This window comes from Streptomyces sp. A18 (assembly GCF_059026065.1).
In genome coordinates this window covers 1-25,454 of record NZ_JBWLKL010000067.1, presented here as the reverse complement: position 1 = coordinate 25,454, position 25,454 = coordinate 1, and the positions used below count along the sequence as shown (strand labels likewise).

Here is a 25,454-nt window from a genome sequence, read left to right as displayed (position 1 = left end):
CCGCCGACCCAGCCGACCCGGTCCATCGCTACACCCTGCAGACCGCTGTGATCGGCGCACGGCTCCTCGACTGGCCGGCGCAGGAGTTCTGAGAGCTCTGAGGCCGGGCGCACCCGTCCCTGGGCCGGCCGAGGCGCCCGGCTTCCAAGCTGGGCCCTCGCCTCCCCACCGTGGCCGCGCCGGAAGGCGGGGACTGTCACCCTGCCGCTCCAGTACGTAGTGGTGGGAGTGCCGTTGTGACGTGCTGGAAGGGGCGTGCTTCTTGTTGGAGAAGGAGCAGCAGCGCTTCGTCGCGGAGGCCGCCGAGTCCGCTTGCCGCATGCCGGTCGAGTTCGGTCACCAGGGCGTCGAGCAGCGCCGCAGGTGGTCGGTCGCCCAGCGCTTGTGCCAGCTGAAGCAGTGGGAAGGGGGAGCCGTCCTGGTCCATGGCGTAGCCAATGCCGTCGGTGCAGACCAGGAGTTGCTGGGTGTTTCGAAGGGTGAAGGACGTGGTGAAGACGGTGCATTCGTGGGGTACGAGGCTGAACAGTCCGAGCGGTGGCAGCGGGATGAGGGGGCTCACCTCCCGGACGCGGCCGTCCTCGCCGCCGAGTACGAGTGGCGGCGGGTGCCCGCAACACACGAACTCCCCACAGTCATGGTGGAGCGTGATGAGCAGTGCCTTGGCGAACCGGTCGGAACAGGCGGCGAGTTCAGCATCGAGACGGCGCGCGATCTCCGCGAGGCTCGGCTCGCTCGCAGCCAGCTGCCTCCAGCTCTCGAGTAGGTGGTCACCCGCGACTCGGGTGGCCTCGTCCTTGCCCATGAGGTCGGCTACGAGGATGCGCGTTCCGTACGGTGTTTCCCGCGCATCGCACATATCGGCCACCATGGCCGTGTGGTTCGCCTGCGGAAGGCTGCACAGCGCCATCTTGGCGTCGCCCAGGTGAAAGGTGCGAGAGGACCGCTGTTGCGTAGGCAGAGCTGCGGGTTGGGGTGCGGCCGGTGACGGAGCCGGGGCAGGTGAGAGGGTCTCGACTGTAGGGGAGTCGGGGGGCATCCGTCTGCGCTGCAACTGACCAGTGACGCAGGTCAGGAGGACGATGTTGATGATGGTTGCGAGCATCACAGCGGGGCGGTCGCGCCAGTCCACCGCGCTGCTCACCAGTGCGCCGGCCAACGCGAGACCGCCGACATAGTAGGGCTGGCGTGTCCGCTGAGGCTCGGGCAGGGCCAGGAAGATCGCGGGGACGGCAACGAGCCCGACCACGATGCCACGCCACTGCTCGTGGTAGGTGACGTCCAGCGACGTGAGCAGGGCTGTGAGTACCGCCGGAGGGAGGTAAGCCATCCACGCTGTGTGTGGAACGCCCAAGTGAACACGCATTGCACGCTCCCTCCCGGTATGTGAGCCACATAGTAATGAGCATTGGGCGATAACAGGGCAGGAGTCCAGTACTGCGCGATTCTGATCAGCGACGCTTTGGTGCTCTGCCGGGCCGCTTCCGAGGGCCTGCGGGGTGCTCGTGGACGTCGATGACCGCGTCGGCCCGGGGAAGGCTCCGCCGAGGCGGAAGCTCGGCGCTGCTGCGGTGGTTTGCGTGTGCTGGATACGCGTGGCGGGCTGCCGTGCTCACGGCGGAGGAAGTGCCGGGGGCGGCCCGCCTGACGCTTCCTCGGTCTGCTGGAGCGTGATCCCAGCCGGGAGATCGCTCTCGGGACCCGCCCCGCTGGGCGGGCGGGAGAGCGCGGTCAGCATCGCGATCAATACGGCGGCGGCACCCAGTACGCCAGAGGCGCGGCGCACTCGGCCCCAGCCGTCCAAGTCGTGCCAGGCGGTCTGATCCTGTGAGGGCTCGGGCTGCCAGAGTTCGCCGATGGCCTCCAGGGCGTTTGGCGGGGGCTGTTGAGGCGCACGACCGGTGGCCGGTCGTCGTGCCGCATCCGCGATCCGCTCCTGCGCCGAGGCCTCTTTGGGGGCGGTGCGGCGTATGGCGTCCTCGCTGTCCTGCAAGAATCTGCGCCAGATCGCGTCTGACTTGTCCATGGAGCTGCCGTCCCTCGCATCTCGTCTGCTGCCGGTCTGTTGCTCTTGGCTGCTGGCACCCCGTGAAGCGCTTCAAGGCAGTTGTTGGCCGGGCGCGGCGTCGAGGCGCACGAACGGGATCTGGCGGCCGACCTGTTGGTAGGAATGGGTGCTGCCGTCCACGTCGAAGCCCATGAAGGCGCACAGGCGGCGTGCGGTGCGGGGGTGGGCCGGGGCGTAACGTGCCATGACCTCACCACCTTCGTCTGAGCTGAGGAAGTGGGCCGTGACGGCGTAGTGGCGGTTGCCGATCTGAACGGTGGTCTTCGGGGTGGTGCGCAGGTTCTGGTACCAGGCGGCGTTCGGGCCGAAGCCGGAGGCGAGGATCAAACGGCCCTCCTTGGCGTTGTAGGCGACGACTTCCAGGACCACGCGCCGGTCCAGGCCGCTGGTCCGGCCGGTGTGGTGCAGGAGCAGCAGGCGCTTTCCGAAGAGCGGACCGAGGCCCACACGGTAGAAAGCGATGGGGAGTCTCGCGAGGCGTCGTCGCCAGCCTTGCGGAACGGGAGGGCGCTGGTGCGGCAAGTGCTGAGGTGTCGTCATGTGTCGCCTCCGTGGGCTGCCCATCGGACTCGATGGTGTAACGGACGTCGGGCCACGATGCTTAGTCGATGCAAGCTTTGCATAGTCTAAATCAAGGGCGCTCGGCGCAGGAGGCCGCTCCAGCGGCCACCTCCTGCGCGTGGCCCGGTCCTCCCCCCTCAGACGCACGGATCGGCGGCAACAGCAACCCGGCCGACCCGGGGAGGAGTTGGAGCACTTCGCGGGCGGTCGGTTCGTCCAGTGCGGGGTCGTCGATCGCGAAGAGATCGAGCAGGGGCAGGTATCCGGCGTGCAGCGGTGAGGCGCCGGTGGCTGGTCAATGGAGGTGGAGAAGAGCGGGGCGAGGGGGCACACGGCGGCGTCGGCGAGCTCTCCACGTCACGGCGGGGTGCCACCCGCTCCGGCCGTCCCCCGGACCCGTCGCGCACCGTGACCCGGGGTGTGTCCTCCTCCCCCGGAGAGTCCCGCCCGGCATTAACGGCGCGTAAAGATTGCCGCTTTCCGGCAATGCGCCAGTCGTACAGGTCAAGCCAGGATGGTGGAGGCAGGAACGGGGGCGAGTTCGGATGCCGGGTTCCGGAAGCGGGACCCGGCAGCCGGGCACGCGTCCGTCGGCACTGACGGGCAGGGGGATGGGCCATGGAGGAGTTTCTCGGCGCGGTCGCGGGATTTCCGGGCGTCGTCTTCAGCGCCGCGCTCCTGGTTGTCATCGGCTTCTGGCTGCTGGTGCTGTTGGGTGGCTTCGACGCGGACGGCTTCGATGCGGACGCCGACTTGGCAGCGCTGGGGCTGGGCGGCGTGCCAGTCGCGGTTCCTGTGTCGTTCATGGTCGTGATCGGCTGGTTCACCGGCGTGACCGGCTCGGTGCTGCTCGGGAGGGCCGGGCTCAAGGGCCTTGCGCATCTCGTCGTCGACGGCGGTGTGTTCCTGCTCTCCCTCCTCATGGCCTGGTGGCTCACCAGATGTGTCGTACGACCGCTGGCCAAACTGTTCCCCGATGAACCTGGGCCGTCCCGGCAGGACTTCATCGGATTGACCTGCACCATCCGCACGGGGCGGGTGGACTCGGAGTTCGGTCAGGCAGAGGTCGCCGCGCGGGACGGCTCCACCGCGATCGTCCAGGTCAGGCAGCAGGGCACCGATGCCCTTGCCGCGGGCAGTACAGCGCTGCTCTACGCCTATGACGACTCCGGCGAGTTCTTCTGGGTCGCCCCCTACGAAGCGGCGCTCGACCCCGGCCCCGGCAACGTCGGCCGCGCCTGAATCACGCTCGTCCACACCGAAGGCCGCCGGTCAGGCGCATACCTGGTGCGGCCCGTAGATCTCCTCACCTTTCTTAGGACTCCACATGGATGCCATCACTCTGGGCATCGGCGTGTCAGTCGCCGCTGTCCTGTTCGTCGTCGTTGTACTTCTGTTCACGGTCACACGCTTGTTCCGCAAGGTGGAGCAGGGCAAGGCATTGATCGTCTCGAAGATGCGGAAGGTCGATGTGACCTTCACTGGGCAGGTCGTGCTGCCTGTGCTGCACAAGGCCGAGGTCATGGACATCTCGGTGAAGACCATCGACATCATGCGGACCGGCAGGGACGGTCTGATCTGCCGGGACAACATCCGTGCCGACATCCGCATCTCGTTCTTCGTACGCGTCAACAAGACCGTTGAGGACGTGATCCGGGTCGCACAGGCCATCGGCACGGCTCGGGCCAGCGACCAGAACACGCTGCAGGAACTGTTCAACGCGAAGTTCTCCGAGGCGCTGAAGACCGTCGGCAAGCAGATGGACTTCGCCGACCTGTACACCAAGCGCGACGAACTGCGCGACCGCATCATCCAGGTGATCGGCACTGACCTGAACGGCTACAGCCTGGAGGACGCGGCGATCGACTACCTGGAACAGACGCCGCTCTCCCAGCTCGACCCGTCCAACATTCTGGACGCCCAGGGCATCCGGAAGATCACCGAACTGACGGCTGTCGAGCACGTACGCACCAACGAGTACACGCGGCACGAGGAGAAGGAGATCACCCGCCAGAACGTCGACGCCCGCGAGGCCATCCTGGAGCTGGAGCGTCGCCAGGCCGATGCGGAGATCAAGCAGAAGCGAGAGGTCGACACCGTGCGGGCCCGTGAAGAGGCCGAAACAGCCCGCGTGGTGGAGGAGGAGCGGCTGCGGTCGCAGGGTGCTTTCCTCGCCACCGAGGAGAAGCTCGGTGTGCAGCGCGAGAACCAGGCCCGCGAGGTCGCCGTCGCGCAGAAGAACCGCGAGCGGGTCATCGCCATCGAGAACGAGCGGATCGAGAAGGACCGGCTTCTCGAAGTGATCGCCCGCGAACGTGAGACGGAGTTGACCCGGATCGCGGCCGAGAAAGAGGTGGAGGCGGAGAAGCGGGAGATCGCCGAGGTCGTCCGTGAGCGCGTCGCCGTCGACCGCACGGTTGCCGAGCAGGAGGAGTCCATCAAGAAGCTCCGCGCAGTGGAGGAGGCGGAGCGCGAGCGGCAGGCCGTGATCATCGCTGCCGAGGCGCAGGCGCAGGAGGGGCTGGTCAAGAGCATCAAGGCCGCGGAGGCGGCGGAGCAGGCCGCCATTCACCGTGCGGCAGAGGAAGTCACCCTGGCCGAGGCCCGGTTGAAGGCTTCCGATCTGGATGCGCAGGCCAAGCTGCGTCTGGCGGAAGGTATCCAGGCCGAGGCTGCGGCGGAGGGCCTGGCGGCCGTGCAGGTGCGTGAGAAGGAGGCCGACGCCATCGAGAAGGCCGGCCGCGCGGAGGCCGAGGCCACCGAGGCCCGGATGCGTGCGGAGGCCGAGGGTGTCGAGGCCAAGCTGAAGGCCGAGGCCGCGGGCCTCACGGACAAGGCGGCCGCGATGGCCGCGCTCGATGAGGCGTCCCGCACACACGAGGAGTACCGGCTGCGTCTGGAGGCCGAGAAGGACATCCGCCTGGCCGGCATCGAGGTGCAGCGGCACATCGCCGAAGCGCAGGCCACCGTCCTCGCCACCGGCCTGGAGAGCGCGGACATCAGCATCGTCGGCGGCGAGTCCGTCTTCTTCGACCGCCTCGTCTCCTCGATCTCGCTCGGCAAGGGCGTCGACGCCTTCGTCCAGAACTCCGAGACCGCGCAGGCCCTGGCCGGTCGCTGGCTGGACGGCACCGCGAACTTCACCGACGACCTGGCCAAGGTCATCGGCTCGGTCTCCACGTCCGACGTGCAGAACCTGACCGTGTCCGCGCTGCTGATGAAGCTCATGAACGGCGGCGGCGGACAGGCCGGCCAGTTGCGTGAGCTCCTGGACAAGGCAGGCCAGTTGGGGCTGGCCGACATGCCGATCATTGAACTGAACGGCACGCACAGCAGCTCGTCCGCGAGCTGACACAGACCGGCCGGGGTCGCTGCACGGGGGTCAGCGGTCCCGGCCACACCCATCCCTCGCACATCCAGCTGAGACATCACCAAACGCCACACGGAAGGAAGCCGGACATGGACACCCAGACCGGGACTGAGGCCGAGACCGAGGCCGGCCCCGGCACCGGCATGGACGCGGGAGCGTATGAGGTGCTGCGCGACCGGCTCGCGGCCCAGGCCCGGCAGCTGGCCGAACGCGCCACCGCCCTCAACGAGCGCCGTCTGGCGGCCTTCGGTTCCACCGAGCTGACGCTCACCGGCACCCAGAGCATCCGCACCGCGCACCCGTGCCTGCCGCGCGACATCATCGCCATCGGTGACACGCTCCTGTTCGGTCACAACGGCCTCACGGCCGCAAGGCCGGAGACCGCGATCGGTGACGTCTTCGCCCTGCACGACCGCGACCTGAACCGGCTGCCCGACGACACGGTCCCCGGACTCCTCGACGACCCTGCCTTCGTACGCGAGTTCAGCGCACTCTTCCGCTACTACCGCGAGGCCAGGCTCCTCCAGCTGCGCCGCGTCGAGGGCAAGCTTCTCGCCGTCTTCCAGACCGGTGACAAGAGCGAGGACATCCGCGTCCTGCGCTGGACCCTGACGGCCGACGGCCGCGCCGATTTCCTGGACGCGCGCGGTGAGCGGGACCATGTCTTCCCGCCCTCGCATGACTTCGAGTGGACGGTGACGACCCGCGACAGCCACGTCCTGGGCCGTCACCCGCACATCTCCATCGCTGGCGAGATCTTTGTCGCGACGGTCGGCGGCTCCCTCACCCTCAAGATCGACGACGACACGGAGACCAGGCGCGGGATCTACGACGAGCCGGTCGACGAGCCGCTGCAGTCCCTCGCCGACGCCGACGTGGAGCACGCACGCGTCGGCGCGCTGATCCTGCTGCGCGTGCGCCCCTACAAGGAAACCGTCTGGCGCCACCTGGTCTTCAACACCCTGACCAGGACGGCCGTACGTCTCGACGGCATGGGGCAGGCGTGCCACCGCCTCCCCGAGGACCAGGGCATCGTTTTCCCCGGCGGGTACTGCCTGGCCACGGGCGCACACAAGACCTTCGACGGCCTGGACACCGCCGACCTCGAATTGGAGCGGATGACGCGCTCACCCAATGGTGAAGACGTCCTGTTCGCCTTCCACGCACGCGCGGAAGGGCGCAACCTCCTCCTGCCCTACAACATGATCCGGAAGGAGGTGGCCACCCCGCTGTCCTGCCACGGCTACGCGCAATTCGACGACGGCACGCTGATGGTGCTGCGCGCCGGTCGTTCCGATGAGCCCACTCGTGTGCACCCCTTGCAGATCTGGCAGTCCCCATACGTCGCCGACACCCACGCCTCAACTGTCCCGGCCGACGGCGAAGGTTCGCTGGCCCGCATCGGCAACGCCGACCTCGTACGCGGCGTGTCCGACTGTCTTTCCATCGCCCGTGCCGTCACCGAGACCACGCCCACCACGGGCGTGTACGAGGCACTGGTGGCCTCGTGCGTACGCGCCGCCGACTCCTCCCACTGGCTCGGAGAGGCGGAACTCGGCGACCTGCGGTCTCCGTTGGAGGCGGTACGCTCCACCGCCCAACAGGTCCTCACCGAGTTCGAGACCGTGCAGGCCCTCACCCGTCAGGCCGCCGAAGCCCTCGCCGAATCCGCCGCGCGCGTCGCCACCCTCGTACGGCACATCCGGGGCGAGGTGCCCCGCACAGCGCCCGAGTGGGTTGAGCGGCTCACCGAACTACGGCAGGCGCAAGGCCACTTGCTGACGTTGAAGGAGCTGCGATACGCCGACACACGCCACATCGACGAGCTGGCCGGTGACCTGGCGGGCGACATCGCCTCGGCAGGGCAGCGCGCCGTTTCCTTCCTGGAGCGTGCGGACGCCTTCGTCTCGCATCACGCCGAGCTCGAACAGCTGACGGCTGACGCCTCCGGCATCAGAACGGCCGCCGAGGCCACCTCGATCGCCGACCGCCTCCAACAGCTCACGGGACAGCTCCAGACCGTCACCGAGGTCGTCGCGGGCCTCGACATCGGCGACGCGACCGTGCGCACCGCCATCCTGGAACGCATCGCCGAAGTCATCGCCGGCGTCAACCGGGCACGCGCCACCCTCGATGTCCGCCGCCGTGAACTGACCGCACACGAGGGGCGCGCCGAGTTCGCCGCCGAATTCTCCCTGCTCGGCCAAGCTGTCACAGGTGCACTCACCACCGCGACGACTCCCGAGAACTGCGACGACCAGTTGGCCCGTCTACTGCTGCAACTGGAGAACCTGGAAAGCCGGTTCGCGGAGTCGGATGACTTCCTCGGCGAGCTGGACGCCAAGCGTGCCGAGGTGTACGAGGCGTTCGCCTCCCGCAAACAGACCCTCGCCGACGCCCGCGCCCGGCACGCCGAACGCCTGGCGACCTCTGCGAACCGCGTCCTGGAGACGGTCTCCCGGCGCCTGACCACGCTCGCCTCCACCGACGAGATCAGCACCTACTTCGCCTCCGACCCGATGATCGGCAAGGTCCGCCGCACCGTCCACGAGCTGCGTGAACTGGGCGACCAGGTCAGGGCGGAGGAGCTGGAGAGCCGCATCGCGTCCGCCGGCCAGGAGGCGGCCCGCTCTCTGCGTGACCGCACCGAGCTGTACGCCGACGGCGGCGACACCATCCGCCTGGGCCGCCACCGATTCGCGGTCAACACCCAGCCGCTGGACCTCACCGTCGTCCCGCACGGCGACGGCATGGCCATCGCGCTGACCGGCACCGACTACCGCTCGCCCATCACCGACCCGTCCTTCGTCGAGCTGCGCCCCTACTGGAACCAACTGCTTCCCACCGAGAACGACGACGTCTACCGCGCCGAGCACCTGGCCGCCCGGTTGCTCGACGAGCACGGGGCACAGGCGCTGCTCGCCGAGGACGACCTGCCCGCCCTGGTCCGCTCCGCTGCGGAGGTGGCGTACGACGAAGGCCATGAACGCGGCGTCCACGACCATGACGCGACGCAGATCCTCAGGGCGCTGCTCCGGCTGCACGACGGGGCCGGTCTGCTGCGCTACACCGCACGGGCCCGAGCGGCCGCCCAGTACTTCTGGGCGTACGACGCCATGGGGGAGGAGCGGGAGCTGTGGCGTCGCCGCGCACTCTCCTTGGCCCGCGCCCGTGACACCTTCGGTCTCGCCCCCGCGATCGAGGACCTCCGCGCCGAACTGGCAGTGCGCATGACGGGCGATGCGGAGGCGGCGGCCTACCTTTTCGAGGAGCTCACCACCGGCCCCACCGGCTTCGTCGTCGCAAGCGAAACCCGAGCCCTCCTGGACAAGTTCCGGCGCGCGGTGGACAGCTCGGGGTACGAGGACGACCTGAGCGCCATCCACGGTCCAATGGCCCGGCGCCAGTTGGCCGAGGCGTGGCTGACCTCGTACGTGACCGCCACCGGTGAGTGCGGCGACCTGGATGAAGCGGTGGCCGTCGAGCTCTGCCGCGACCTGGAGCACTACGACTGCACCGCCCGGCTCACCGAGACCGTCCAGGATCTGCTCGGCACCCACCCCCGCATCAGCGGCCGTGACCTTCCGGTCCGCATCGATGAACTCATGTCCCGCACACGGCAGTTCAGCGCCGTCACCACCCCTGGCTTCCGCGCCTACCAGTCCCGCAGGGCAGACCTCGTGGCAGCTGAACGCACCCGCCTGCGTCTGGATGAGTACCGGCCCAAGGTGATGTCCGCCTTCGTGCGCAACCGCCTCATCGACGAGGTGTACCTGCCTCTGATCGGCGACAGCCTCGGCAAACAACTGGGCGCGGCCGGCGGCCTCCTGCTGCTCGTCTCGCCGCCCGGCTACGGCAAGACGACCCTCATGGAGTACGTCGCCGACCGGCTCGGCATGGTCCTGGTGAAGGTGAACGGACCCGCCCTCGGCCACGGGGTGACCTCGCTCGACCCGGCTGAGGCCCCCAACGCGACGGCCCGGCAGGAGATCGACAAAGTCAACTTCGCCCTGGAAGCGGCCAACAACGTCCTGCTGTACCTGGACGACATTCAGCACACCTCGCCCGAACTCCTCCAGAAGTTCATCTCGCTGTGCGATGCCCAGCGTCGCATGGAGGGCGTGTGGAACGGCACCGCACGCACCTACGACCTGCGCGGAAAACGCTTCGCGGTCTGCATGGCGGGCAACCCCTACACCGAGTCGGGGCAGCGCTTCCAGATCCCCGACATGCTCGCGAACCGCGCCGACGTATGGAACCTCGGCGAGGTCCTCACCGGCAAGGAGGACGCCTTCGCCGTCAGCTTCATCGAGAACGCCCTGACCGCGAACCAGGTCCTCGCCCCACTCGCCGGCCGGAACCGCGCCGACCTGGACCTGCTGCTCCGACTCGCCGCCGACGACCCCACGGCACGCGCCGACCACCTCACCCACCCGTACTCCACGGCCGAACTCGACCGTGTCACCGCGGTACTGAGGCACCTGCTGACCGCACGAGCCACGGTTCTCGCGGTCAACGCCGCCTACATCGCCTCCGCGGGCCAGTCCGACGCGACCCGGACCGAGCCGCCCTTCCGCCTCCAGGGCTCCTACCGCGACATGAACAAGATCGCGGCCCGCATCGACCCGGTCATGAACGACGCCGAGCTCGATGCTGTCATCGAGGACCACTACACCGGTGAGGCTCAGACCCTGACCACCGGCGCTGAGTCCAACCTCCTCAAGCTCGGCGAACTGCGCGACACCCTCACCCCGGAGAGCGCCCGACGCTGGGCGGAGATCAAGGCGGCCCACGTCCGCGCCGCCCGCCTCGGCGGCCAGGACAACGACCCGGTGACACACGCCGTCGCAGCCCTCGACCTGCTCGCCGACCGTCTCGCCTCGGTCGAAACGGCCATCACGCGGGCCGCGGACCCGCGCAATGCCCTGGCCAACCCGACAGCCAGGCACGCCAAGGGGACCTGAGCACGCCGTATGCGTGACGCAGGTGCTGCAGAGGAGGCCGGTGCACGCCCGCCCTCACCGTGTCTCTGTTGAGGGATCGGCGGGTGGTGTGGCTGTCGCGGTGGTCAGCGGAGTATCGCGGGGCCACGTCCGCCCGTGGGGGGTGCCGGAATCCTCGTACGACGGCGTACTCAAGCGGAAGGAGCGCGCCACAGCGACGGTGCTCACCGCCACCAGCGCGAGGGCGAGTACGACGAGCTCGGCCAGCGGCTTCCCGTCAGGGCGGGCGCCCTCCACGCCTCTCGGCGCCACCCGGCCGAGTGGGTCATACACCACGGCGAGCGTGTCTCCCGGCTGGGTCGACTCCTGGCAGCCTCGCCAGATCCGTACGCTCGGCGGAGATCCATCGGAGCCCTGCACCGAACAGAGGTAACGGTCCCGCCCGGCGGCCGACGTGCCTGCCCCCTCGACCACTGTGACCAGCGCCTGCTGCTCCTGGCCGCGGTGGGCCAGGATGAGCCCGGCGGCTGTCTGCGGGGTCAGCAGGGCCAGGCACATGCCGAGCAGGGCGACGATCCCCACCAGAGCGCGGCCGGCCCGGATGGCGATCAAATAGGACGCGAGCAGGCAGGTGACGGTGATGCCGGCCTCGCCGCTGCTCAGTGCGGGTGGCCCGGCCCACATCCCCAGGGCCCCGGCACCGATGATGGCCCCCGCGCCGAGGAAGCCGACAATGAGTCCCTGGGCCGTCAGCCACCTGGGAGGCAGGCCCACGAACTCCGCGGGGCCCCACACGAAAGCCCTCATGTGATCCAGCAAACCGGCTGCTCGCACGGCCGGTTGCCTATGCAGCCGACGCATCCGCTCCTCCCCTCGGATCGGTCCCGTACAGTCAGGCTCCGCCCGCCGGGACGTCGGCCCACCCCAGCGGATGCATCTCCGGGCCGTCCGTCTGCGGGGCGGGAGGTTCTCCCCCTGCGTTGTTGAACGCGTTCAGTGCTTCGATGAGTGAGGCGCGCTGCTCCGGGGCGAGGCGCTCGACGATCGCGGCGATCTCGGCGCGGCGCCGACCCGTGACATCGGCGACGGTGCGCCGACCCTCCTCCGTGAGTCCCAGCAGGGTCTCGCGGCGGTTGGCGGGGTTGATCTGCCGGTCCGCGAGACCGGTGGCGATCAAGCGGTCGACCATGCGCATGGCGGTCGAGGGGGCGACCTGCAACAGCTCCGCCAGAGCCACCAGTTTGGTGGCTCCACGGCTGGAAAGGACCACCAGCATCCGGAACTGGGGGAGCGTCACCCGTTCCTCGACCTCCGCGAGAGACCGGGCGGACACCGCCACCAGGAGCCGCGAAGCGGTCAGCACTGCACCCGTCACGGCATCCACATCATCCACGCCCCCGCACGGGGCCCCCTGCTCGGCCATGCCCCCCTTTCTACCGTCGACAGAGACTGTTGTGTTCACCGCCCCGCCCCCGCATGCCCGTGGTAGCGCAGCAAGAGCATCGCCGCGTCGTCGTGCGGTGGGCCGTCGCCATGCCGCACCAGGTCCGCACGCAGCGCCTCCAGGGCGGCTCCCTCATCCGGGTCCTTGAGCAGGAACGCCCGGTCCTCCAGCGGATAGAAGGAGCCAGCCGCATCGCGTGCCTCGGTCACCCCGTCGGTGTAGAGCAGGACCTGCTCGCCCGGGGCGAAGCCGACGCGGTAGGGGACCGGCGCGTCGCCGCCGTGTGCGCCGAGACCGAGCGGCAGCGCGAACTCGGGTGGGGTCGGGAAAAAGACGTCGCCGTCCTCGCGTACGACCATGGGGGCGGGATGACCATAGTTGAGGAAGACCACGCCGTCGCCGTCCGGGCTCACCTCGGCCAGTACAGCCGTCACGAACTTCTCGTCCCCCAACTGCCGCGAGACACTGCGCTCCAGCCGCTCGCCGAGTCCCGTCAGGTCCGGTTCGTCGTACGCCGCTTCCCGGAACGCGCCAAGCACCACGGCGGCGGTTTCCACCGCCTCAAGTCCCTTGCCTTGCACGTCACCGACGATCACCCGCACCCCACGCGGCGAGGAGACCACCTCGTAGAGGTCCCCGCCGATCTGCGCCTGCGCGAGGGCCGAGGTGTAGGAGACGGCTACTCGCAGCGGGCCCGCACTCAGCGGCACCGGTCGCAACAACACGCGCTGCGCCGCTTCGGCGATGGAGCGGACGCTGGCCAGCTCCGCCTCCCGGCGGCCGCGCATCACGGCAGCGGCGACGCCCGCGACGGTCACGCCGGCGACGGACGCCATCGCCGTGTACCCGCGACGGGTCGAGAACAGCCCGTCGTACAGCCCCAGAGTGATGCACAACAGCAGTGCCACCGCGCCGATCAGCGCGGTACGCCGCCAGGAGCCGACGAGCCCGGAGAAAGCAGGCCCGAGCGACACCAGCGGCAGGAACCCCACACCTGGCCCCGCAGTGAGGTCCACGGCGGTCACGACCGCCATCACCATGACCGGTAGCCAGGCGAGCACGGTGGAACTGTGCTGCGGCTTCTTCTCGGTCATGACGCTCCCGGTGACGTGGCGACGCTCAAGAGCCGCCTCCCCAGGCGCTCCTTCCCCCACGTTTTAGACTATGCAAAGGTGCGCGTGCCGAAGAAACGTCAGAACTGCCCGTTATCTGATCGATGCTGACGGGCGGACCTCGGGCGCCGGCGCGCCAGGTGCTGAGGGCGAAGTCGTCGAGCAGGCGCATGCGGCCGCGTCTCGCCCCGTACGCGAGAGTCGCACCGAAGTACCGCACCACCGCTTCATGCTCGCCCCTCAACTCTGCACGGATCTCGAAGCGCGCCCCCTCGCCGACCGCGGACCCGGCGTCCCCCTCGCTCTCGAAGATCCCGCCACCCTCGATTCGGCGGCGACCGCGCTGAAAGCCCTGGCCGGGACCGATCCCACGGTGACTGGTGCCGACCGGCTCAGTGTCGCCCTGCCGGGCCGCAGCTTCCGTTTCACCGACATCGTCCGCGAGCTCGAACGAGTCGGTGTCGTCGCGGCCGACGTGCAGCTGCGCCGCCCCAGCCTCGACGAGGTGTTCCTGCGCCTCACCGGCCAGAAGGAGCTGGTCTGATGACCGACCTTGCCCCGCCGCTGGGCCACCGTCTGCGGTGGACGTTCACCGACGGGCTGACCCTGGTCGGCCGTGAGCTGGGACGGCTGCGGCAAGCCCCTGGTGAAATCGTCGCGGCACTGATCTTCCCAGCCGTCATGGTCGTGCTGTTCGGGTACGTCTTCGGCAGCGCGATCCAAGTGCTGTCGCTGCGCGCCTACATGTGCAGAGGGCGCTGAATGCTCCGGGCATCTGCCCTGGAAGCCGCTCGCCGCGCAGGAGCGGTGCGCAACAACATCGACAACCCCCGGTCGATGACAGACCGCGCACCTCACACCAGGTTGGAAAACTCAGCACGTACGGCTACGACGCGTCCGGAAAACTCACCAGTACCAGCTACCGATCGGTAACGGCCGTACAGGGCCGGGGTCGTCTGCGGGTCCGGCCGTTGACATCAGTGGGTGCGGACGGGGTGTACGTGTTCGACCTGCGGTGGAGCTGCGAAGTAGGGGCCGACCAGGGCTCGCCAGCGGGCGAATCCGTCCGAGGAGCGGAAGATGACGGTGTGGTGGTCGACTGTCTCCCACTGGACCATGAGGCGGTAGCGCGTGCGGTGTTCGATGCTGCGGTTCAGGTCGACTCCGTGGCATCCGTCGGCCGCGAGGAAGATGGGGACGGCCTCGGCGAAGGCTTTCTCGAAGTCCTCCTCCTGGCCTGAGTGGACATCGATCTGTGCGATCTCGGTGATCATGAGGGTGGGACCTGTTCCTGTGTGGTGAAAAGTGCGTCGTCAGCGAGCCGGCTTGGCGTGCTCGGCGTCGACCCGTGCGGTGAGCCCTGTCTCGACAAGAGTGCGGGTGGCGTCGATCGAGGCGTAGATCCACAGGATGCGCATGGGCTCGGTGTCGGAGGCGTTGCGGAAGCGGTGCGGGGTGCCTGCGGGTACGTACGTGGTGTCGAACTGGGTGACCTCGTGCTCGACGCCGTCGATCTCGACGATGGCGTTGCCTTCGAGGATGGTCACGCTCTCGGGGCAGTTGTGGGTATGCAGGGGGATGCTGGCGCCGCCGTCGAAGAGAGTCTGGCCGGTGAGGAAGATTTCAGCCCCGACGGCCTGGGTGACCAGTGGGATGGTGCGGGCGCCGCCGCCGCGGCTGAAGGCGGGCAGTTCGGCAGGGCGCAGGACTGCGGGTGGGAAGGTGCCGCAGCAGGGGGCGTCCGGGGCGGGGGTGGTGCTCATGGGGATTTCTCCGTAGGTGGGGAGGGGCACGGGTTTCAGGCGGCTGGGCCGATCCAGACCGTCTTGGTGTTGGTGAACTCGCGGATGCCTTCGGTGCCGAGTTCGCGCCCGTAGCCGGAGCGCTTGATGCCGCCGAAGGGCAGGCGGGGGTCGGAGGCGACCATGCCGTTGACGAAGACGGCACCGGCGTCCAGGACGCGGGTGAGGCTGCGTGCCCGGTCCAGGTCGCTGGTCCACAGCGCGGCGCCGAGGCCGTACTCGGTAAGGTTGGCCAGCTCGATGGCCTCATCGGCGTCAGTGGCGCGGGTAATGGCGGCGACCGGACCGAAGGTCTCCTCGTCGAATGCGGCCATGCCGGGCTTGACGTGGTCGAGGACGGTGGGCGGGTAGTAGCAGCCTTCACCGTCCGGAACTTGGCCGCCCAGCTTGAGTTCGGCGCCGGCGGCGAGGGTCCGCTCGACCTGGCCGTGCAGGGTGTCGCGGAGGCCGGCACGCGCCATGGGGCCGATCGCGGTCGCCGGATCGTTCGGGTCGCCGACCTTCAACTCACCGGCGGCGGCGGTGAACGCGGCCACGAACTCGTCCGCGACGGACTCCTCGACGATGAAGCGCTTGGCGTTGACGCAGGACTGGCCGGCGTTGACGTAGCGGGCCTTGACGGCGGTGGTGGCGGCCGCGGCGATGTCGGCGTCGGCGAGGACGATGAACGGGTCGGAGCCGCCGAGCTCCAGGACCTGCTTCTTCAGTACGGCCGCGGCCTGGGACGCGACGATCGCGCCGACCTCGGTGGAGCCGGTGAGGGTGATCGCCGCGACGCGCGGGTCGGCGATGATCCCCGCCACTTGGTCGACCTCGATCAGCAGGGTGCGGCACAGGCCCTCGGGGGCGCCGGCCTTGCGGACGACCTCCTCGACGGCGAGGGCGCACTGCGGCACGTTGTTGGCGTGCTTGAGCAGGGTGCCGTTGCCCGCGGCCAGCGCCGGGGCGGCAAAGCGGAAGAACTGCCAGAAGGGGTAGTTCCACGGCATCACCGCGAGCACGACGCCCAGCGGGTCGTAGACAACGGCGCTCTCGGTGGCGTTGGACGTAATGGGCTGTTCGGCGAGGTGGGTTGGAGCGTGCTCGGCGTAGTAGTCGCAGGTGGATGCGCACTTGTCGATCTCGGCGAGCGCTTCGGTGACCGGCTTGCCCATTTCGGCGGTGATGAGCGCCGCGTAACTCTCGCGGTTCTCGCGTAGAACCTTGGCCATCTCCCGAAGGAGCGGTGTGCGTTCGGTGATCTCACGGCGGCGCCAGCCGGCCTGAGCGGTCGCCGCTCCGGTGAGGATCGCGTCGACCTCGTCGGCGGACTGCGGGGCGAAACGGGCGAGTTCCGCGCCGGTGGCCGGATTGGTGGAGGTGATCATCAGAGGTTCACTCCGTGGGGTCGTTGACGCGGTGGATGTGGGCGGCGAAGGCGGTGGTGTGGAGTGCCGCCGATGTCGCGGGTGCTGGTGGCCGTGGTCTTGGCGGCGGCCGGCGGGGCGAGCTCGGTGTTGTGGGTCTCGCGCTCGGAGCGGCTGCTTCACCTTCGGCGGGCGGCGATGCGCTTGTTGCGGCGGACGGACGACCAGACGTGAGGCTTCAGGCGCGCGGAAGGAGGGCTACGCCGTCGTCGTCGGCGTGGAGGATGTCGCCGGGGTGGAAGGTGACGCCGCCGAAGGCGACGGGTACATCCACGGCTCCGGCGGCGCCCTTGCTGCTCTTGCGCGGAATGGATCCCAACGCCTTGATGCCCAGGTCGAGTTGGGCCAGTGCCGCGCTGTCGCGTACGGCACCGTGCAGGATCAGACCGGCCCAGCCGTTCTGCTCGGCGGAGCCCGCGATGAGGTCGCCGACCAGGGCCGTGCGCAGCGAGGCCGCGCCGTCGACGACGAGAACCTGGCCCTCGCCTGGAGTGCGCAGGAGTTCGCGCAGGAGGCCGTTGTCCTCGTGGCAGGAGACGGTGCGGACCGGTCCTGCAAAGGCGCGGCGGCCGCCGAACCGGCGGAACTGGACGTCGCAGACGCGCAGGGCGGCGCCGTGTTCGTCGACGAGGTCGGCGGTGGGGACGGGCTGGTGGAGGTGGGGCATCGGGAGTCCTCGGGATTCTTTAGGTTGCTGCCGCGCTCGGGCCTCTCCGGCCGTCAAGAGGATTCGGCGCGAGCGCGGCAGCCTGCTCGGAGGTGAGGGGGCGGGTGCGGTGGCCCTGGAGGAGGAGGTGGAGTTTGGCGGTCTCCTCCAATTCCTCGGTGGCGTCGGCGGCTTGGTCCAGGGTGGGCGCGGCGACGACGGGGCCGTGGTTGGCGAGCAGGACCGCATGGTGCCTGCGGGCCGTCTCCTGCGCGAGCGGGCCCAGCCTGTCGTCCCCAGGCGCGTGGAACGGCAGCAGAGGCAGCCTGCCGATGCGCATCGCGTAGTACGCGGTCAACGGCGGCAGGGCGTTGTCGGGGTCGGTTTCGGCGAGGCAGGAAACGGCGGCCGCGTGCGTGGAGTGCAGGTGGACGACGGCGTGGGCGCTGGGCCGGGCCCGGTAGAAGGCGGCGTGCAGGAACGCTTCCTTGGAGGGGCGCGGCCCAGCGAGGTGTCGGGCGTTCACGTCGATGCGGGAGAGGCCGTCCTCGGTGAGGGCGCCCAGGCTGGAGCCGGTGGGGGTGAGCAGGAGGCTGCCGCCGGCCAGGCGGATCGAGAGGTTGCCGGTGGAGCCGTGGGTCAGGCCGCGGGTGAACAGGGAGCGGGCCGTGCGCACGATGTGGGCGCGGGCGGCCACCTCGTCGGGGTACGGGCTCATCAGCTCTCCTTCAGGGCGCGCACGAACAGGTCGGGGGCGCCGAAGTTGCCGGACTTGAGCATCAGGGCGAGGTCATCCGCGTACGTCCACGGCACTCCGGGATCGGCCTCCTCACCCACGAGGACGGCACGGATGTCCAGCGCTGTGGTGACGGCCCCGGACGTCTCCCCGCCCGCGACGAGAAGGCGGCGCACGCCGCGCTCGACGAGGCGGACGGCGAGCGTGCCGAGCAGTTCCTCGACCTTGGTCGCGGCCTCGGCGACACCCAGCTGCTCCTGCACGGCCGTCAGTTCCTCGGGCGAGGCAGAGGCGTAGAGGAGTACCGGCACATCCGGGTCCTGGTCCTCGTACCAGGCCAGAGCCTCAGCTCCGACGTCGCGTCCGGCGGCTGCGGCGAGCACGTCGAGATGGAGCGCCGGGAGTCCGGTGGCGTAGAAGTGCGCGATCTGCTCCAGGGTGCGGGCCGAGCAGCTGCCCGCCAGAACCGCGGCCCGGCCCTCGTGCACGGGCGACTCGGTGAGGGTGTGTCCGGTGGAGGGGTAGGCGCGGCCCAGGCCCTCGGCGAGGCCGGCCGCCCCGGTGACGACCGGCAGTTCGAGGGCTGCGGCGCCCAGGACGGCGAGGTCGTCGTCGGTGAGCGCGTCGGCGATCACATGCCGCACACCGTCCCGCTCGTGCCGCAGCAGCGCCTCGCGTACGGCGTCCACGCCGCGTTGGATGGTGGAGCAGTCCACGAGTCCGACGCGGTGTTCGGTCTGGGCGGCGAGCAGGCGGGGCAGTGAGGAGTCGGTCATGGGGTTGAGCGGGTGGTGGCGCAGCGGCGACTCGTCCAGCGGCTGGTCGTGAACGAAGAGGTGGCCTTGGTAGACCGTGCGGCCATTGGGTGGCGAGGCGGGGCAGGCCAGGGTGAGCGGTGCACCGGCGGCCTCCAGGAGGGCGTCGGTGACCGGCCCGATGTTGCCTGCCGGGGTGGAGTCGAAGGTGGAGCAGTACTTGAAGTAGACCTGCGCGGCGCCCTTGGACCACAACCACTTCTGGGTGGCGAGGGATTCGGCGACGGCTACGTCGGCCGGAGTGGAGCGGGACTTGAGGGCGACGACGGCGGCGTCACAGTCGGCGGGCAGTGCGGTGTCGGGGCCGGGCACGCCGAAGACGAGCGCGGTGCGCAGGCCGGCACGCCGGAACGCGGCGGCGACGTCGGTGCCGCCGGTGAAGTCGTCGGCTATGCAGCCGATGCGCAGGGTCATGTCGAGGCTCTCCAGGGACGCGCGGTGTACGGGGATGTGGCGGGGCGGGTGCAGGCCAGGGCGAGAGTGGGCCCGCCCCGCGACCGGGTCCGGCAGGGCCGGACCCGGTGGCCTGGGTCAGTTCTGACCGGCGCCGGCCTCGATCGCCTTGATGACGGCGGCGGTGAACTCGGTGGTGGAGGCCGAGCCGCCGAGGTCGCGGGTGGAGGTGCCGGAGGCGATGGCCTGGGCGACGCCCGCCTCGATGGTCTTCGCGACCTGGGCCAGCGCGGGGTCCTCATGGCGTGCGGACAGCCACTCGAAGAGCATCGCGCCGGAGAGGATCATCGCGACCGGGTTGGCGATGTTCTGGCCGGCGATGTCGGGGGCGGAGCCGTGGGAGGCCTGGGCCATCGCGCGGTCGGCGGAGGCGTTGATGGAGGGGGCCGTGCCGAGCGAGCCGGAGATCTCACCGGCGAGGTCGGAGAGGATGTCGCCGAACATGTTCTCGGTGACGATGACGTCGAAGTCCTGGGCGCGGCGCACCAGATGGACGGTCATGGCGTCGATGTGGAAGTCGTCGACCGCGACGTCGGGGTACTCCTCGGCGACCTCCTGGCACACCGTGCGGAACAGACCGGTGGTGAGCTTCAGGACGTTCGCCTTGTGGACGATGGTGAGCTTCTTGCGGCGCGAGCGGGCCAGGTCGAAGGCGACGCGAGCGACACGCTCGGTGGCCTCGCGGGTGATGATGCCCAGCATGATCGCGGTGTTGGGGGTGGGCATGAACTCGCCGGTGCCGGCGAACGTGTTGCGGTCGGCGTAGAAGCCCTCGGTGTTCTCGCGGACGATCACGAGGTCGGAGTTGTCGCAGACGGCCTTGGCGCCGGGGAAGAACTTGGCCGGGCGGATGTTGGCGAAGAGCTGGAAGTGCTTGCGCAGGGTGCCCGACGGGTTGAGCGCCGACTTGTGCGGCTCGGGGTAGGAGACCGAGTCGTGCGGGCCCAGGTACCAGCCGTCGAGGCCGGCCAGCGCGGTCACGGTCTCGTCCGGAACCGGCGTGTCGTGGCTCTCGATGGCGGTGGCGCCCAGGGGGAGGGTGACCCAGTCGACGGCCACGCCTGCGGCACGGGCCGCGGCGGTGGCGATCTCGACGGACGACGGGACGATCTCGGCGCCGATGCCGTCGCCCTCCAGGACGCCCAGGCGGTAGGTGGTGGTGCTCATGTCCGGTTCCTTTGCGATCAGGTGGTGCGGGGGAGATACAGGCTGTGGATGGTGCGTCGGATGAGGTCAGTTCAGGGCGGCTGCGGCGTCATGCACGGCGGTCCATGATCGGGCTGCGGCCAGGACGCTGTTGCCGCCTTGGGTGTGCTCCAGGCAGAGCCAGCCGCTGAAGGCCCCCTCCCGCAGCGCGTGCAGCAGGGCAGGGAGTCGGTGATCGCCCACCGTCAGAGGTCCGCGCTCGGTGGTGGCGGCGAGCTGAACGCAGCCGGTCTGCTTGATATGGGTGGTGACGGCGCTCACCGCGTCGAGACCCTCCTGCTCCAAGTGGTGCGTGTCCAGTACGAGTGCGCTCGGCGTACCGAGGGTGTCGGCGAACGCGAGGGCCTCCTCGGGGGTGTTCCACAGGGAGGTGTTGGCGCGCTTCTGCGGTTCGATCAGCAGACGGGTCCCCAGTGCGGCGGTCTCAACTGCCAGGCGGCGCACGGCCTGTTCGGCCCAGGTCCGTTGTACGTCCGCCAGGCCGGGAAGGAAGATGCCTCGGGTCTGGCCCAGTGTGAGCGGCACATCCAGTGCCGCGGCCAGTTCGGCCACGCCGAGCAGCCGGGCCAGGGCGTGGCGACGTACGTCGGGGGCGGGATCGGTGAGGCTCAGGCCGTCCTGCGCCGCGATCGGTCCGGTGCCCAGGGCCGCGATGCGCAGCCCCGAGGGCGCGAGCGCGAGGGTGAGGCGGTCCGCGTCACGGGCGTCCACGTCGCGGACCTGGACCTCCAGGGCGTCGTAGCCGAGTGTGGCCAACTCGTGGGCGGCATCGGCCAGTGGGGCGTCGAAGCCGAGCGGCATCGGCGTGCGGCAGTCGTCGGAGGAGACCGTGTACGCCAGGGGCCACCGCAGACAGTCGGCGTCCCGGTTTCCCGCCGGCGGAGGGGACGTTGTCATCGCGCCGCCTCGGCTGCGGCGGGCACCCGCGGCAGCAGAACGGAACGCAGCTCCAGCGCCGCGGCGCCCGCGCCGTCCAGGACGGGCACGCCGAGCAATTCGGAGAGAGCCTCTCCCGCCGGGGCCAGGGAGTACTGGGCCAGCAGCACGGCCTGGGCGTCGGTGGCCTCGGCCGCGCGCAGCGCGTCGGCGAGGTGGCGTGCGGCTTCCCGCGCGGTGGCGGCGTTCCCCGCGGGTTCGCTCAGCGCCGAGGTGACGTGGGCCGGGTGTTCGGGCCGTAGCCGTGCCGCCAGGTCGTCGAGCTGGGAGAGCGCGGCCGGCACGGCCGGCGGTGTGGAAGCGACTACGGCGAGGCGGTCGTAGGGGCCGGTGAGCGCGGCGCGGAACATCGACTCGTCCGACTTCAGAACGGGAATCTTCCAGAGCATGCGGGCCGTGTCGACGACGTCGCCGTAGGAGGAGCAGGTGAGCAGTACGCCCTGGGCTCCGCCCTCGGCGGCGAGGCCGATCAGGCGCAGCATGCGGCGGCGCAGGGCGCCGTCGAGTCCGCCGGCGGCGCGGGCGTCGTCGAGGAGGCGGTCGTCGAGCAGGTTCCAGAGCCGGGCCTCGGGAAACTCCCGGGCGAAGCTGTCCTGGGCGATCCGTGCGGCGGCGGGAACGGCGTGGATCATGGCGATCAGCGGCGGGCGGTCAAGCACCGGGCTTCCCCTCTTCCGGGTGGCGGCACTGCTTGGTTCGGTGCCGCCGGGTCACTCTAAGCACATGCGGTAAACCGGTCAACCGGTTGACCAAAGAGGGATGCGCGGGACCGTTCCCGGTGACGCAAAGCCCCGGCCCGCCGGTCAGTCGGCGGTGTTCTGTTCCAGTGCCTCGCGCAGGCGCCGTGAAGCGCCCTGCATGTGGCTGCTCATCGCCGCGCGGGCGGCCTCGGCGTCTCCCTGCTCGACCGCTTCAAAGATCGGCACGTGATCGTCGTAGGCGATCTTGCGGGTGCGCACCGCGCCGGTCCGCTCGACCCAGCCGCGCTGGATCATGGTGCGCATGCCCTTGAGCATGTCGCGCAGGACCGTATTGTCGGCCAGCTCGGCGAGTGCGGCATGGAAGGCGGTGTCGGCCTCGGCGAACTCGTCGTCCGGACACTCGCGCATGATGGTGAGGCGGGCGCGCAGGAGCTTCACTCCCGCCGCGTCGCGCGCCTCCGCAGCCAGCCCCGCGACGACGACTTCGAGCTCGGCGCGCGCTTGCAGCATGTCTTTCGCGCCACGCTCGCCCAGCACGAGCCCGAGTTCGAAGAGGCGGTACAGGACGTCGGAGTCGGTGCCGCGGAAGTACGTCCCGCTGGACTGCCGGATCTCCAGGAGTCCGAGGAAGCCGAGGGATTTGATGGCCTCGCGCACGGTCGGCCGGTTGACCCCGAGCATCTCGGTGAGCTGCCGCTCCGAGGGGATCCGGTCGCCGGGCTGGACCTCCCCGGACATCAAGTAGTCGATGAGCCGCCGGGACACCTCGGCGGCCAGTGGCTCGCGTGGCTCGACCGTGATTTTCGAGAGTTCGGCCATGGACTTCCTCACTTCGCTATTGACGGATCAGCCCGGAGTCTAGTTATCTACCGGCCAACCGGTAAACCGGTTAGCCGCAACTGGGTGCGCTGCATGGACACCTGAGCCGCCCCCACGGGTTCGTCCTCCTCCCTGCGCGCCCGGTCCTCGGCCCTGCGCCCAGTCGCGCCGCACGCCGTGCGGCACCGCCTGGAGCGCCCGCGCTGCAGCTCTGCCGCGCCCCAGGACACCTCCCACCACAGGAGCCGCACCACCATGAGTGCCCCGCAACCCGCGCCGAGCCCGGCACCGCGCGTGCCGCGGGGCAGTCGCTAGCCCCGCTGACCCGCACCCCGGCCGCCTTCGACGGCGGTCTCAAGCCCTGCCCCTAGGAGCAACGATGCTCGCCGTCCTCGGCTTCGCCACACTGGGCAGCTTCATGCTGCTCGTGATGCGCAAGCACCTCTCCGCGTTCACCGCCATCATGATCACGCCGATCGTCGCCGCCGTCATCGCCGGCAAAGGCGCCAAGATCGGCGACATGATCATCAACGGCCTGGACACCGTCGCCCCCACCGCGGCCCTGCTCCTCTTCGCCGTCCTCTACTTCGGCCTGATGATGGAGGCCAAGCTCTTCGACCCGATATCGGCCTTCATCATCCGCGCCTCCAAGGGCGACCCGATGCGCATCGTCGTCGGAACCGCGGTGCTCTCCCTCGCGGTCGCCCTCGACGGAGACGGCACGACCAGCTACATGATCGTCTGCTCCGCGTTCCTGCCGATCTACCGACGCCTCGGCATCAACCCGCTGATCCTGGCGGCCCTCGCCACCATGGCGCTCGGCACCATCTCCGGCACCACGCCCTGGGGCGGCGCGGCCACCCGTGGCATCAGCGCGCTCCACCTCAATGCGAGCGACTACTTCGTTCACATGATCGGCCCCATGGTGCTGACCAGCCTGGCCATCATCGCCGTCGCCTACTGGCTCGGCTTGCGCGAACGCCGCACGCTCGACCCGGAGAAGCTGAACGCCTACCGACTCGAGGTCGCCTCCGGCGAAGCCATCCCCAAAGTCGAGGTCACCTGGCGCATGTGGGCCAACGCCGCCCTCACCGCGCTCCTCATGGTGCTGCTCATCCTCGAAGTCGCCGACCTCGTCGTCCTGTTCATGGTCGCCTTCGTCATCGGCCTGCTCCTCAACATCCCGTCCATCGAGAAGCAGCAGGAACTCATCAAACGCCAGGCCGCCAACGCCGTACCCGTCATGATGCTCGTCCTCGCCGCCGGCATCTTCACCGGAATCATGACGGACGCCGGAATGATCAAGGCGATGGCCAACAGCGCCCTCTCCCTCGTACCGGACGGCTGGGGCAGTGTCGTCCCGCTCTTCACGGCCGTCCTCGCGTTGCCGCTCGGCTTCTTCATGTCCAACGACGCGTACTGGTTCGGTGTCGTCCCCGTCCTCGCCGAATCCGCGAGCCACTACGGCATCCACGCCAACGAGATCGCCCGAGCCGGAGCCATCCGTCAGATCCTGCACAGCATGGGCCCCACCTCCGCACCGCTGTGGGTCCTGCTGGGCCTGATCAAGGCAGACCTTGGCGACTTCCAGAAGGTAGCCCTGCGCTGGGGCGTCCCGGTCTCCCTCGCCTACATCGTCTTCGCGCTCCTCACCGGAGCCATCACCATCGCCTAGAAGTGCGCGGCCGTGTGGGGCAAGACCCGGACCACGGGGCGTCCGCTGCGACCCGGTGAGCAACTGGTCTGGCTCACCACGTCCTGAACATCGGGCGGGCCCATTCCGTTATGGGTCAGGAGCACACACAGCGCCCGCACCTGCAAGGCGCCGTCCGCCTTCCAGGACTTGAGGCTGCTTGACCCACGTGAGCCGAACGGAGTGTCGTGTCACGGGTGGGTCGACTGCCGGTGCGGATAGTGCCTCTGTCGCAGAACCGTCGAGTCGTGTCCCCGTGCGAACCTTGCCGCCCATGAGGCGGAGACACAGTTCCGACCGCCCGGCAAAGCCAACGCCGACCTGCACCGGATCGTGTTCCCGCCTGGGTTTCGACCCGCCTGCCGAAGAGCGCCACGAGCACGGAGGCGTTGCACCGAGTTGTGGTGTGCCAAGGCAAGGCCGCACGGTCTTTCGACGAGGAAGCGAGCGCTGCAAGGGGGATTGCAGCCAAGTGGAGTCACATTGGCACCGGGTGCCTGGCGACAGCTGTGTCACGGGCTCTGTGTGATCGTCGCTCCCTGCGTGGGAGAGGTGTCGATCCGAGCGATTCGGCATGAGCCCGAATCCAGAAGGGACTGGGCCACTTGTTTTGCTGATGCCGCGTCCTTCACCAGGAACGCGATGGTAGGCCCGGAGCCCGAGACAATGCCCGACAGGGCCCCAGCCGCCTTGCCCGCAGCCAGAGTGTCCATCAGAGGGGGGTGCAGGGAAAGGGCTGCGCG

The 25,454-nt window shown here is 69.5% G+C and carries 23 protein-coding genes; 6 read left to right on the top strand and 17 right to left on the bottom strand.

Features of this window, described 5'->3' with window-relative positions:
* Positions 1 to 196: 196 nt before the first annotated feature.
* The 3 genes from AC5P1C_RS41565 to AC5P1C_RS41555 form a co-directional block, all read right to left on the bottom strand.
* Positions 197 to 1,330, bottom strand: coding sequence for a PP2C family protein-serine/threonine phosphatase (locus AC5P1C_RS41565; protein ID WP_493871198.1), 1,134 nt, complete (start codon positions 1,328 to 1,330; stop codon positions 197 to 199).
* Positions 1,331 to 1,612: 282 nt separating this feature from the next.
* Entirely contained in the window at positions 1,613 to 2,026 is a 414-nt protein-coding gene (locus AC5P1C_RS41560) for a hypothetical protein (RefSeq protein WP_493871197.1), read from the bottom strand.
* A gap of 72 nt (positions 2,027 to 2,098) precedes the next feature.
* Entirely contained in the window at positions 2,099 to 2,608 is a 510-nt protein-coding gene (locus AC5P1C_RS41555) for a nitroreductase family deazaflavin-dependent oxidoreductase (protein ID WP_493871196.1), read from the bottom strand.
* 639 nt (positions 2,609 to 3,247) lie between these two features.
* On the opposite strand from AC5P1C_RS41555, the gene AC5P1C_RS41550 reads away from it, so the two are divergent.
* The 3 genes from AC5P1C_RS41550 (at position 3,248) to AC5P1C_RS41540 (ending at position 10,963) form a co-directional block, all read left to right on the top strand.
* Positions 3,248 to 3,871: a hypothetical protein gene (locus AC5P1C_RS41550; RefSeq protein WP_493871195.1), complete on the top strand. Its 624-nt coding sequence runs from the start codon at positions 3,248 to 3,250 to the stop codon at positions 3,869 to 3,871.
* Between the two features lie 85 nt (positions 3,872 to 3,956).
* Complete coding sequence (locus tag AC5P1C_RS41545) at positions 3,957 to 5,981, top strand: flotillin family protein (protein WP_493871194.1); 2,025 nt, start codon at positions 3,957 to 3,959, stop codon at positions 5,979 to 5,981.
* Between the two features lie 107 nt (positions 5,982 to 6,088).
* Positions 6,089 to 10,963, top strand: a complete 4,875-nt coding sequence (locus tag AC5P1C_RS41540; RefSeq protein ID WP_493871193.1) for a DNA repair ATPase — start codon at positions 6,089 to 6,091, stop codon at positions 10,961 to 10,963.
* A 54-nt stretch (positions 10,964 to 11,017) separates the two neighbouring features.
* Here the strand turns inward: AC5P1C_RS41540 and AC5P1C_RS41535 are convergent, their stop codons facing one another.
* The 3 genes from AC5P1C_RS41535 to AC5P1C_RS41525 all read right to left on the bottom strand — a co-directional run bounded on the left by AC5P1C_RS41535 (position 11,018) and on the right by AC5P1C_RS41525 (position 13,480).
* Complete coding sequence (locus AC5P1C_RS41535; protein ID WP_493871192.1) at positions 11,018 to 11,749, bottom strand: hypothetical protein; 732 nt, start codon at positions 11,747 to 11,749, stop codon at positions 11,018 to 11,020.
* Between the two features lie 85 nt (positions 11,750 to 11,834).
* The gene (locus AC5P1C_RS41530; protein ID WP_493871191.1) at positions 11,835 to 12,365 is read right to left on the bottom strand and encodes a MarR family winged helix-turn-helix transcriptional regulator; all 531 of its coding nucleotides are present in this window, start codon (positions 12,363 to 12,365) and stop codon (positions 11,835 to 11,837) included.
* A 35-nt stretch (positions 12,366 to 12,400) separates the two neighbouring features.
* Positions 12,401 to 13,480 (bottom strand): PP2C family protein-serine/threonine phosphatase, encoded by a 1,080-nt coding sequence (locus tag AC5P1C_RS41525; RefSeq protein WP_493871190.1) that lies wholly within the window; start codon positions 13,478 to 13,480, stop codon positions 12,401 to 12,403.
* Between the two features lie 247 nt (positions 13,481 to 13,727).
* On the opposite strand from AC5P1C_RS41525, the gene AC5P1C_RS41520 reads away from it, so the two are divergent.
* On the top strand, positions 13,728 to 14,042 hold the full coding sequence (locus AC5P1C_RS41520; RefSeq protein ID WP_493871189.1) for a hypothetical protein: 315 nt from the start codon (positions 13,728 to 13,730) through the stop codon (positions 14,040 to 14,042).
* Positions 14,042 to 14,260 (top strand): hypothetical protein, encoded by a 219-nt coding sequence (locus AC5P1C_RS41515; protein WP_493871188.1) that lies wholly within the window; start codon positions 14,042 to 14,044, stop codon positions 14,258 to 14,260. Before AC5P1C_RS41520 ends, AC5P1C_RS41515 begins: the two co-directional genes overlap by 1 nt.
* Before the next feature lie 215 nt (positions 14,261 to 14,475).
* Here AC5P1C_RS41515 and AC5P1C_RS41510 read toward each other — a convergent pair whose 3' ends face one another.
* The 10 genes from AC5P1C_RS41510 to AC5P1C_RS41465 form a co-directional block, all read right to left on the bottom strand.
* Complete coding sequence (locus AC5P1C_RS41510) at positions 14,476 to 14,772, bottom strand: antibiotic biosynthesis monooxygenase family protein (protein WP_493871187.1); 297 nt, start codon at positions 14,770 to 14,772, stop codon at positions 14,476 to 14,478.
* Positions 14,773 to 14,811: 39 nt separating this feature from the next.
* Complete coding sequence (locus AC5P1C_RS41505; protein ID WP_493871186.1) at positions 14,812 to 15,261, bottom strand: cupin domain-containing protein; 450 nt, start codon at positions 15,259 to 15,261, stop codon at positions 14,812 to 14,814.
* A gap of 35 nt (positions 15,262 to 15,296) precedes the next feature.
* On the bottom strand, positions 15,297 to 16,667 hold the full coding sequence (locus AC5P1C_RS41500) for an NAD-dependent succinate-semialdehyde dehydrogenase (RefSeq protein ID WP_493871185.1): 1,371 nt from the start codon (positions 16,665 to 16,667) through the stop codon (positions 15,297 to 15,299).
* Between the two features lie 217 nt (positions 16,668 to 16,884).
* The gene (gene rraA, locus AC5P1C_RS41495; protein ID WP_493871184.1) at positions 16,885 to 17,373 is read right to left on the bottom strand and encodes a ribonuclease E activity regulator RraA; all 489 of its coding nucleotides are present in this window, start codon (positions 17,371 to 17,373) and stop codon (positions 16,885 to 16,887) included.
* Positions 17,374 to 17,392: 19 nt separating this feature from the next.
* Entirely contained in the window at positions 17,393 to 18,070 is a 678-nt protein-coding gene (gene otnC, locus AC5P1C_RS41490; RefSeq protein ID WP_493871183.1) for a 3-oxo-tetronate 4-phosphate decarboxylase, read from the bottom strand.
* On the bottom strand, positions 18,070 to 19,317 hold the full coding sequence (otnK, locus tag AC5P1C_RS41485; protein ID WP_493871182.1) for a 3-oxo-tetronate kinase: 1,248 nt from the start codon (positions 19,315 to 19,317) through the stop codon (positions 18,070 to 18,072). Before otnK ends, otnC begins: the two co-directional genes overlap by 1 nt.
* Before the next feature lie 117 nt (positions 19,318 to 19,434).
* Entirely contained in the window at positions 19,435 to 20,523 is a 1,089-nt protein-coding gene (locus AC5P1C_RS41480) for an isocitrate/isopropylmalate dehydrogenase family protein (protein ID WP_493871181.1), read from the bottom strand.
* Positions 20,524 to 20,589: 66 nt separating this feature from the next.
* Positions 20,590 to 21,459, bottom strand: a complete 870-nt coding sequence (locus tag AC5P1C_RS41475; protein WP_493871180.1) for a sugar phosphate isomerase/epimerase family protein — start codon at positions 21,457 to 21,459, stop codon at positions 20,590 to 20,592.
* The gene (locus AC5P1C_RS41470) at positions 21,456 to 22,157 is read right to left on the bottom strand and encodes an aspartate/glutamate racemase family protein (protein WP_493871179.1); all 702 of its coding nucleotides are present in this window, start codon (positions 22,155 to 22,157) and stop codon (positions 21,456 to 21,458) included. Before AC5P1C_RS41470 ends, AC5P1C_RS41475 begins: the two co-directional genes overlap by 4 nt.
* Positions 22,158 to 22,301: 144 nt before the next feature.
* The gene (locus tag AC5P1C_RS41465) at positions 22,302 to 23,018 is read right to left on the bottom strand and encodes a FadR/GntR family transcriptional regulator (RefSeq protein ID WP_493871178.1); all 717 of its coding nucleotides are present in this window, start codon (positions 23,016 to 23,018) and stop codon (positions 22,302 to 22,304) included.
* 379 nt (positions 23,019 to 23,397) lie between these two features.
* Here AC5P1C_RS41465 and AC5P1C_RS41460 point away from each other — a divergent pair, with 379 nt between their 5' ends.
* Positions 23,398 to 24,693, top strand: a complete 1,296-nt coding sequence (locus tag AC5P1C_RS41460; RefSeq protein ID WP_493871177.1) for a CitMHS family transporter — start codon at positions 23,398 to 23,400, stop codon at positions 24,691 to 24,693.
* 530 nt (positions 24,694 to 25,223) lie between these two features.
* Here the strand turns inward: AC5P1C_RS41460 and AC5P1C_RS41455 are convergent.
* A complete protein-coding gene (locus AC5P1C_RS41455) occupies positions 25,224 to 25,439 on the bottom strand; it encodes a hypothetical protein (RefSeq protein ID WP_493871199.1) in 216 nt (71 codons plus the stop codon).
* Positions 25,440 to 25,454 lie beyond the last annotated feature (15 nt).

Bases quoted from the DNA above. Each gene is read 5' to 3' on its own strand.
- AC5P1C_RS41480 (WP_493871181.1), bottom strand. From the start codon at position 20,523: ATGAGCACCACCACCTACCGCCTGGGCGTCCTGGAGGGCGACGGCATC.
- AC5P1C_RS41545 (WP_493871194.1), top strand. From the start codon at position 3,957: ATGGATGCCATCACTCTGGGCATCGGCGTGTCAGTCGCCGCTGTCCTG.
- AC5P1C_RS41475 (WP_493871180.1), bottom strand. From the start codon at position 21,459: ATGACAACGTCCCCTCCGCCGGCGGGAAACCGGGACGCCGACTGTCTG.
- otnC (WP_493871183.1), bottom strand. From the start codon at position 18,070: ATGAGCCCGTACCCCGACGAGGTGGCCGCCCGCGCCCACATCGTGCGC.
- AC5P1C_RS41465 (WP_493871178.1), bottom strand. From the start codon at position 23,018: ATGGCCGAACTCTCGAAAATCACGGTCGAGCCACGCGAGCCACTGGCC.
- AC5P1C_RS41520 (WP_493871189.1), top strand. From the start codon at position 13,728: ATGCTCGCCCCTCAACTCTGCACGGATCTCGAAGCGCGCCCCCTCGCC.
- AC5P1C_RS41510 (WP_493871187.1), bottom strand. From the start codon at position 14,772: ATGATCACCGAGATCGCACAGATCGATGTCCACTCAGGCCAGGAGGAG.
- otnK (WP_493871182.1), bottom strand. From the start codon at position 19,317: ATGACCCTGCGCATCGGCTGCATAGCCGACGACTTCACCGGCGGCACC.
- AC5P1C_RS41515 (WP_493871188.1), top strand. From the start codon at position 14,042: ATGACCGACCTTGCCCCGCCGCTGGGCCACCGTCTGCGGTGGACGTTC.
- AC5P1C_RS41500 (WP_493871185.1), bottom strand. From the start codon at position 16,667: ATGATCACCTCCACCAATCCGGCCACCGGCGCGGAACTCGCCCGTTTC.
- AC5P1C_RS41525 (WP_493871190.1), bottom strand. From the start codon at position 13,480: ATGACCGAGAAGAAGCCGCAGCACAGTTCCACCGTGCTCGCCTGGCTA.
- AC5P1C_RS41560 (WP_493871197.1), bottom strand. From the start codon at position 2,026: ATGGACAAGTCAGACGCGATCTGGCGCAGATTCTTGCAGGACAGCGAG.
- AC5P1C_RS41460 (WP_493871177.1), top strand. From the start codon at position 23,398: ATGCTCGCCGTCCTCGGCTTCGCCACACTGGGCAGCTTCATGCTGCTC.
- AC5P1C_RS41555 (WP_493871196.1), bottom strand. From the start codon at position 2,608: ATGACGACACCTCAGCACTTGCCGCACCAGCGCCCTCCCGTTCCGCAA.
- AC5P1C_RS41550 (WP_493871195.1), top strand. From the start codon at position 3,248: ATGGAGGAGTTTCTCGGCGCGGTCGCGGGATTTCCGGGCGTCGTCTTC.
- AC5P1C_RS41535 (WP_493871192.1), bottom strand. From the start codon at position 11,749: ATGAGGGCTTTCGTGTGGGGCCCCGCGGAGTTCGTGGGCCTGCCTCCC.
- AC5P1C_RS41530 (WP_493871191.1), bottom strand. From the start codon at position 12,365: ATGGCCGAGCAGGGGGCCCCGTGCGGGGGCGTGGATGATGTGGATGCC.
- AC5P1C_RS41540 (WP_493871193.1), top strand. From the start codon at position 6,089: ATGGACACCCAGACCGGGACTGAGGCCGAGACCGAGGCCGGCCCCGGC.
- AC5P1C_RS41505 (WP_493871186.1), bottom strand. From the start codon at position 15,261: ATGAGCACCACCCCCGCCCCGGACGCCCCCTGCTGCGGCACCTTCCCA.
- AC5P1C_RS41565 (WP_493871198.1), bottom strand. From the start codon at position 1,330: ATGGCTTACCTCCCTCCGGCGGTACTCACAGCCCTGCTCACGTCGCTG.
- rraA (WP_493871184.1), bottom strand. From the start codon at position 17,373: ATGCCCCACCTCCACCAGCCCGTCCCCACCGCCGACCTCGTCGACGAA.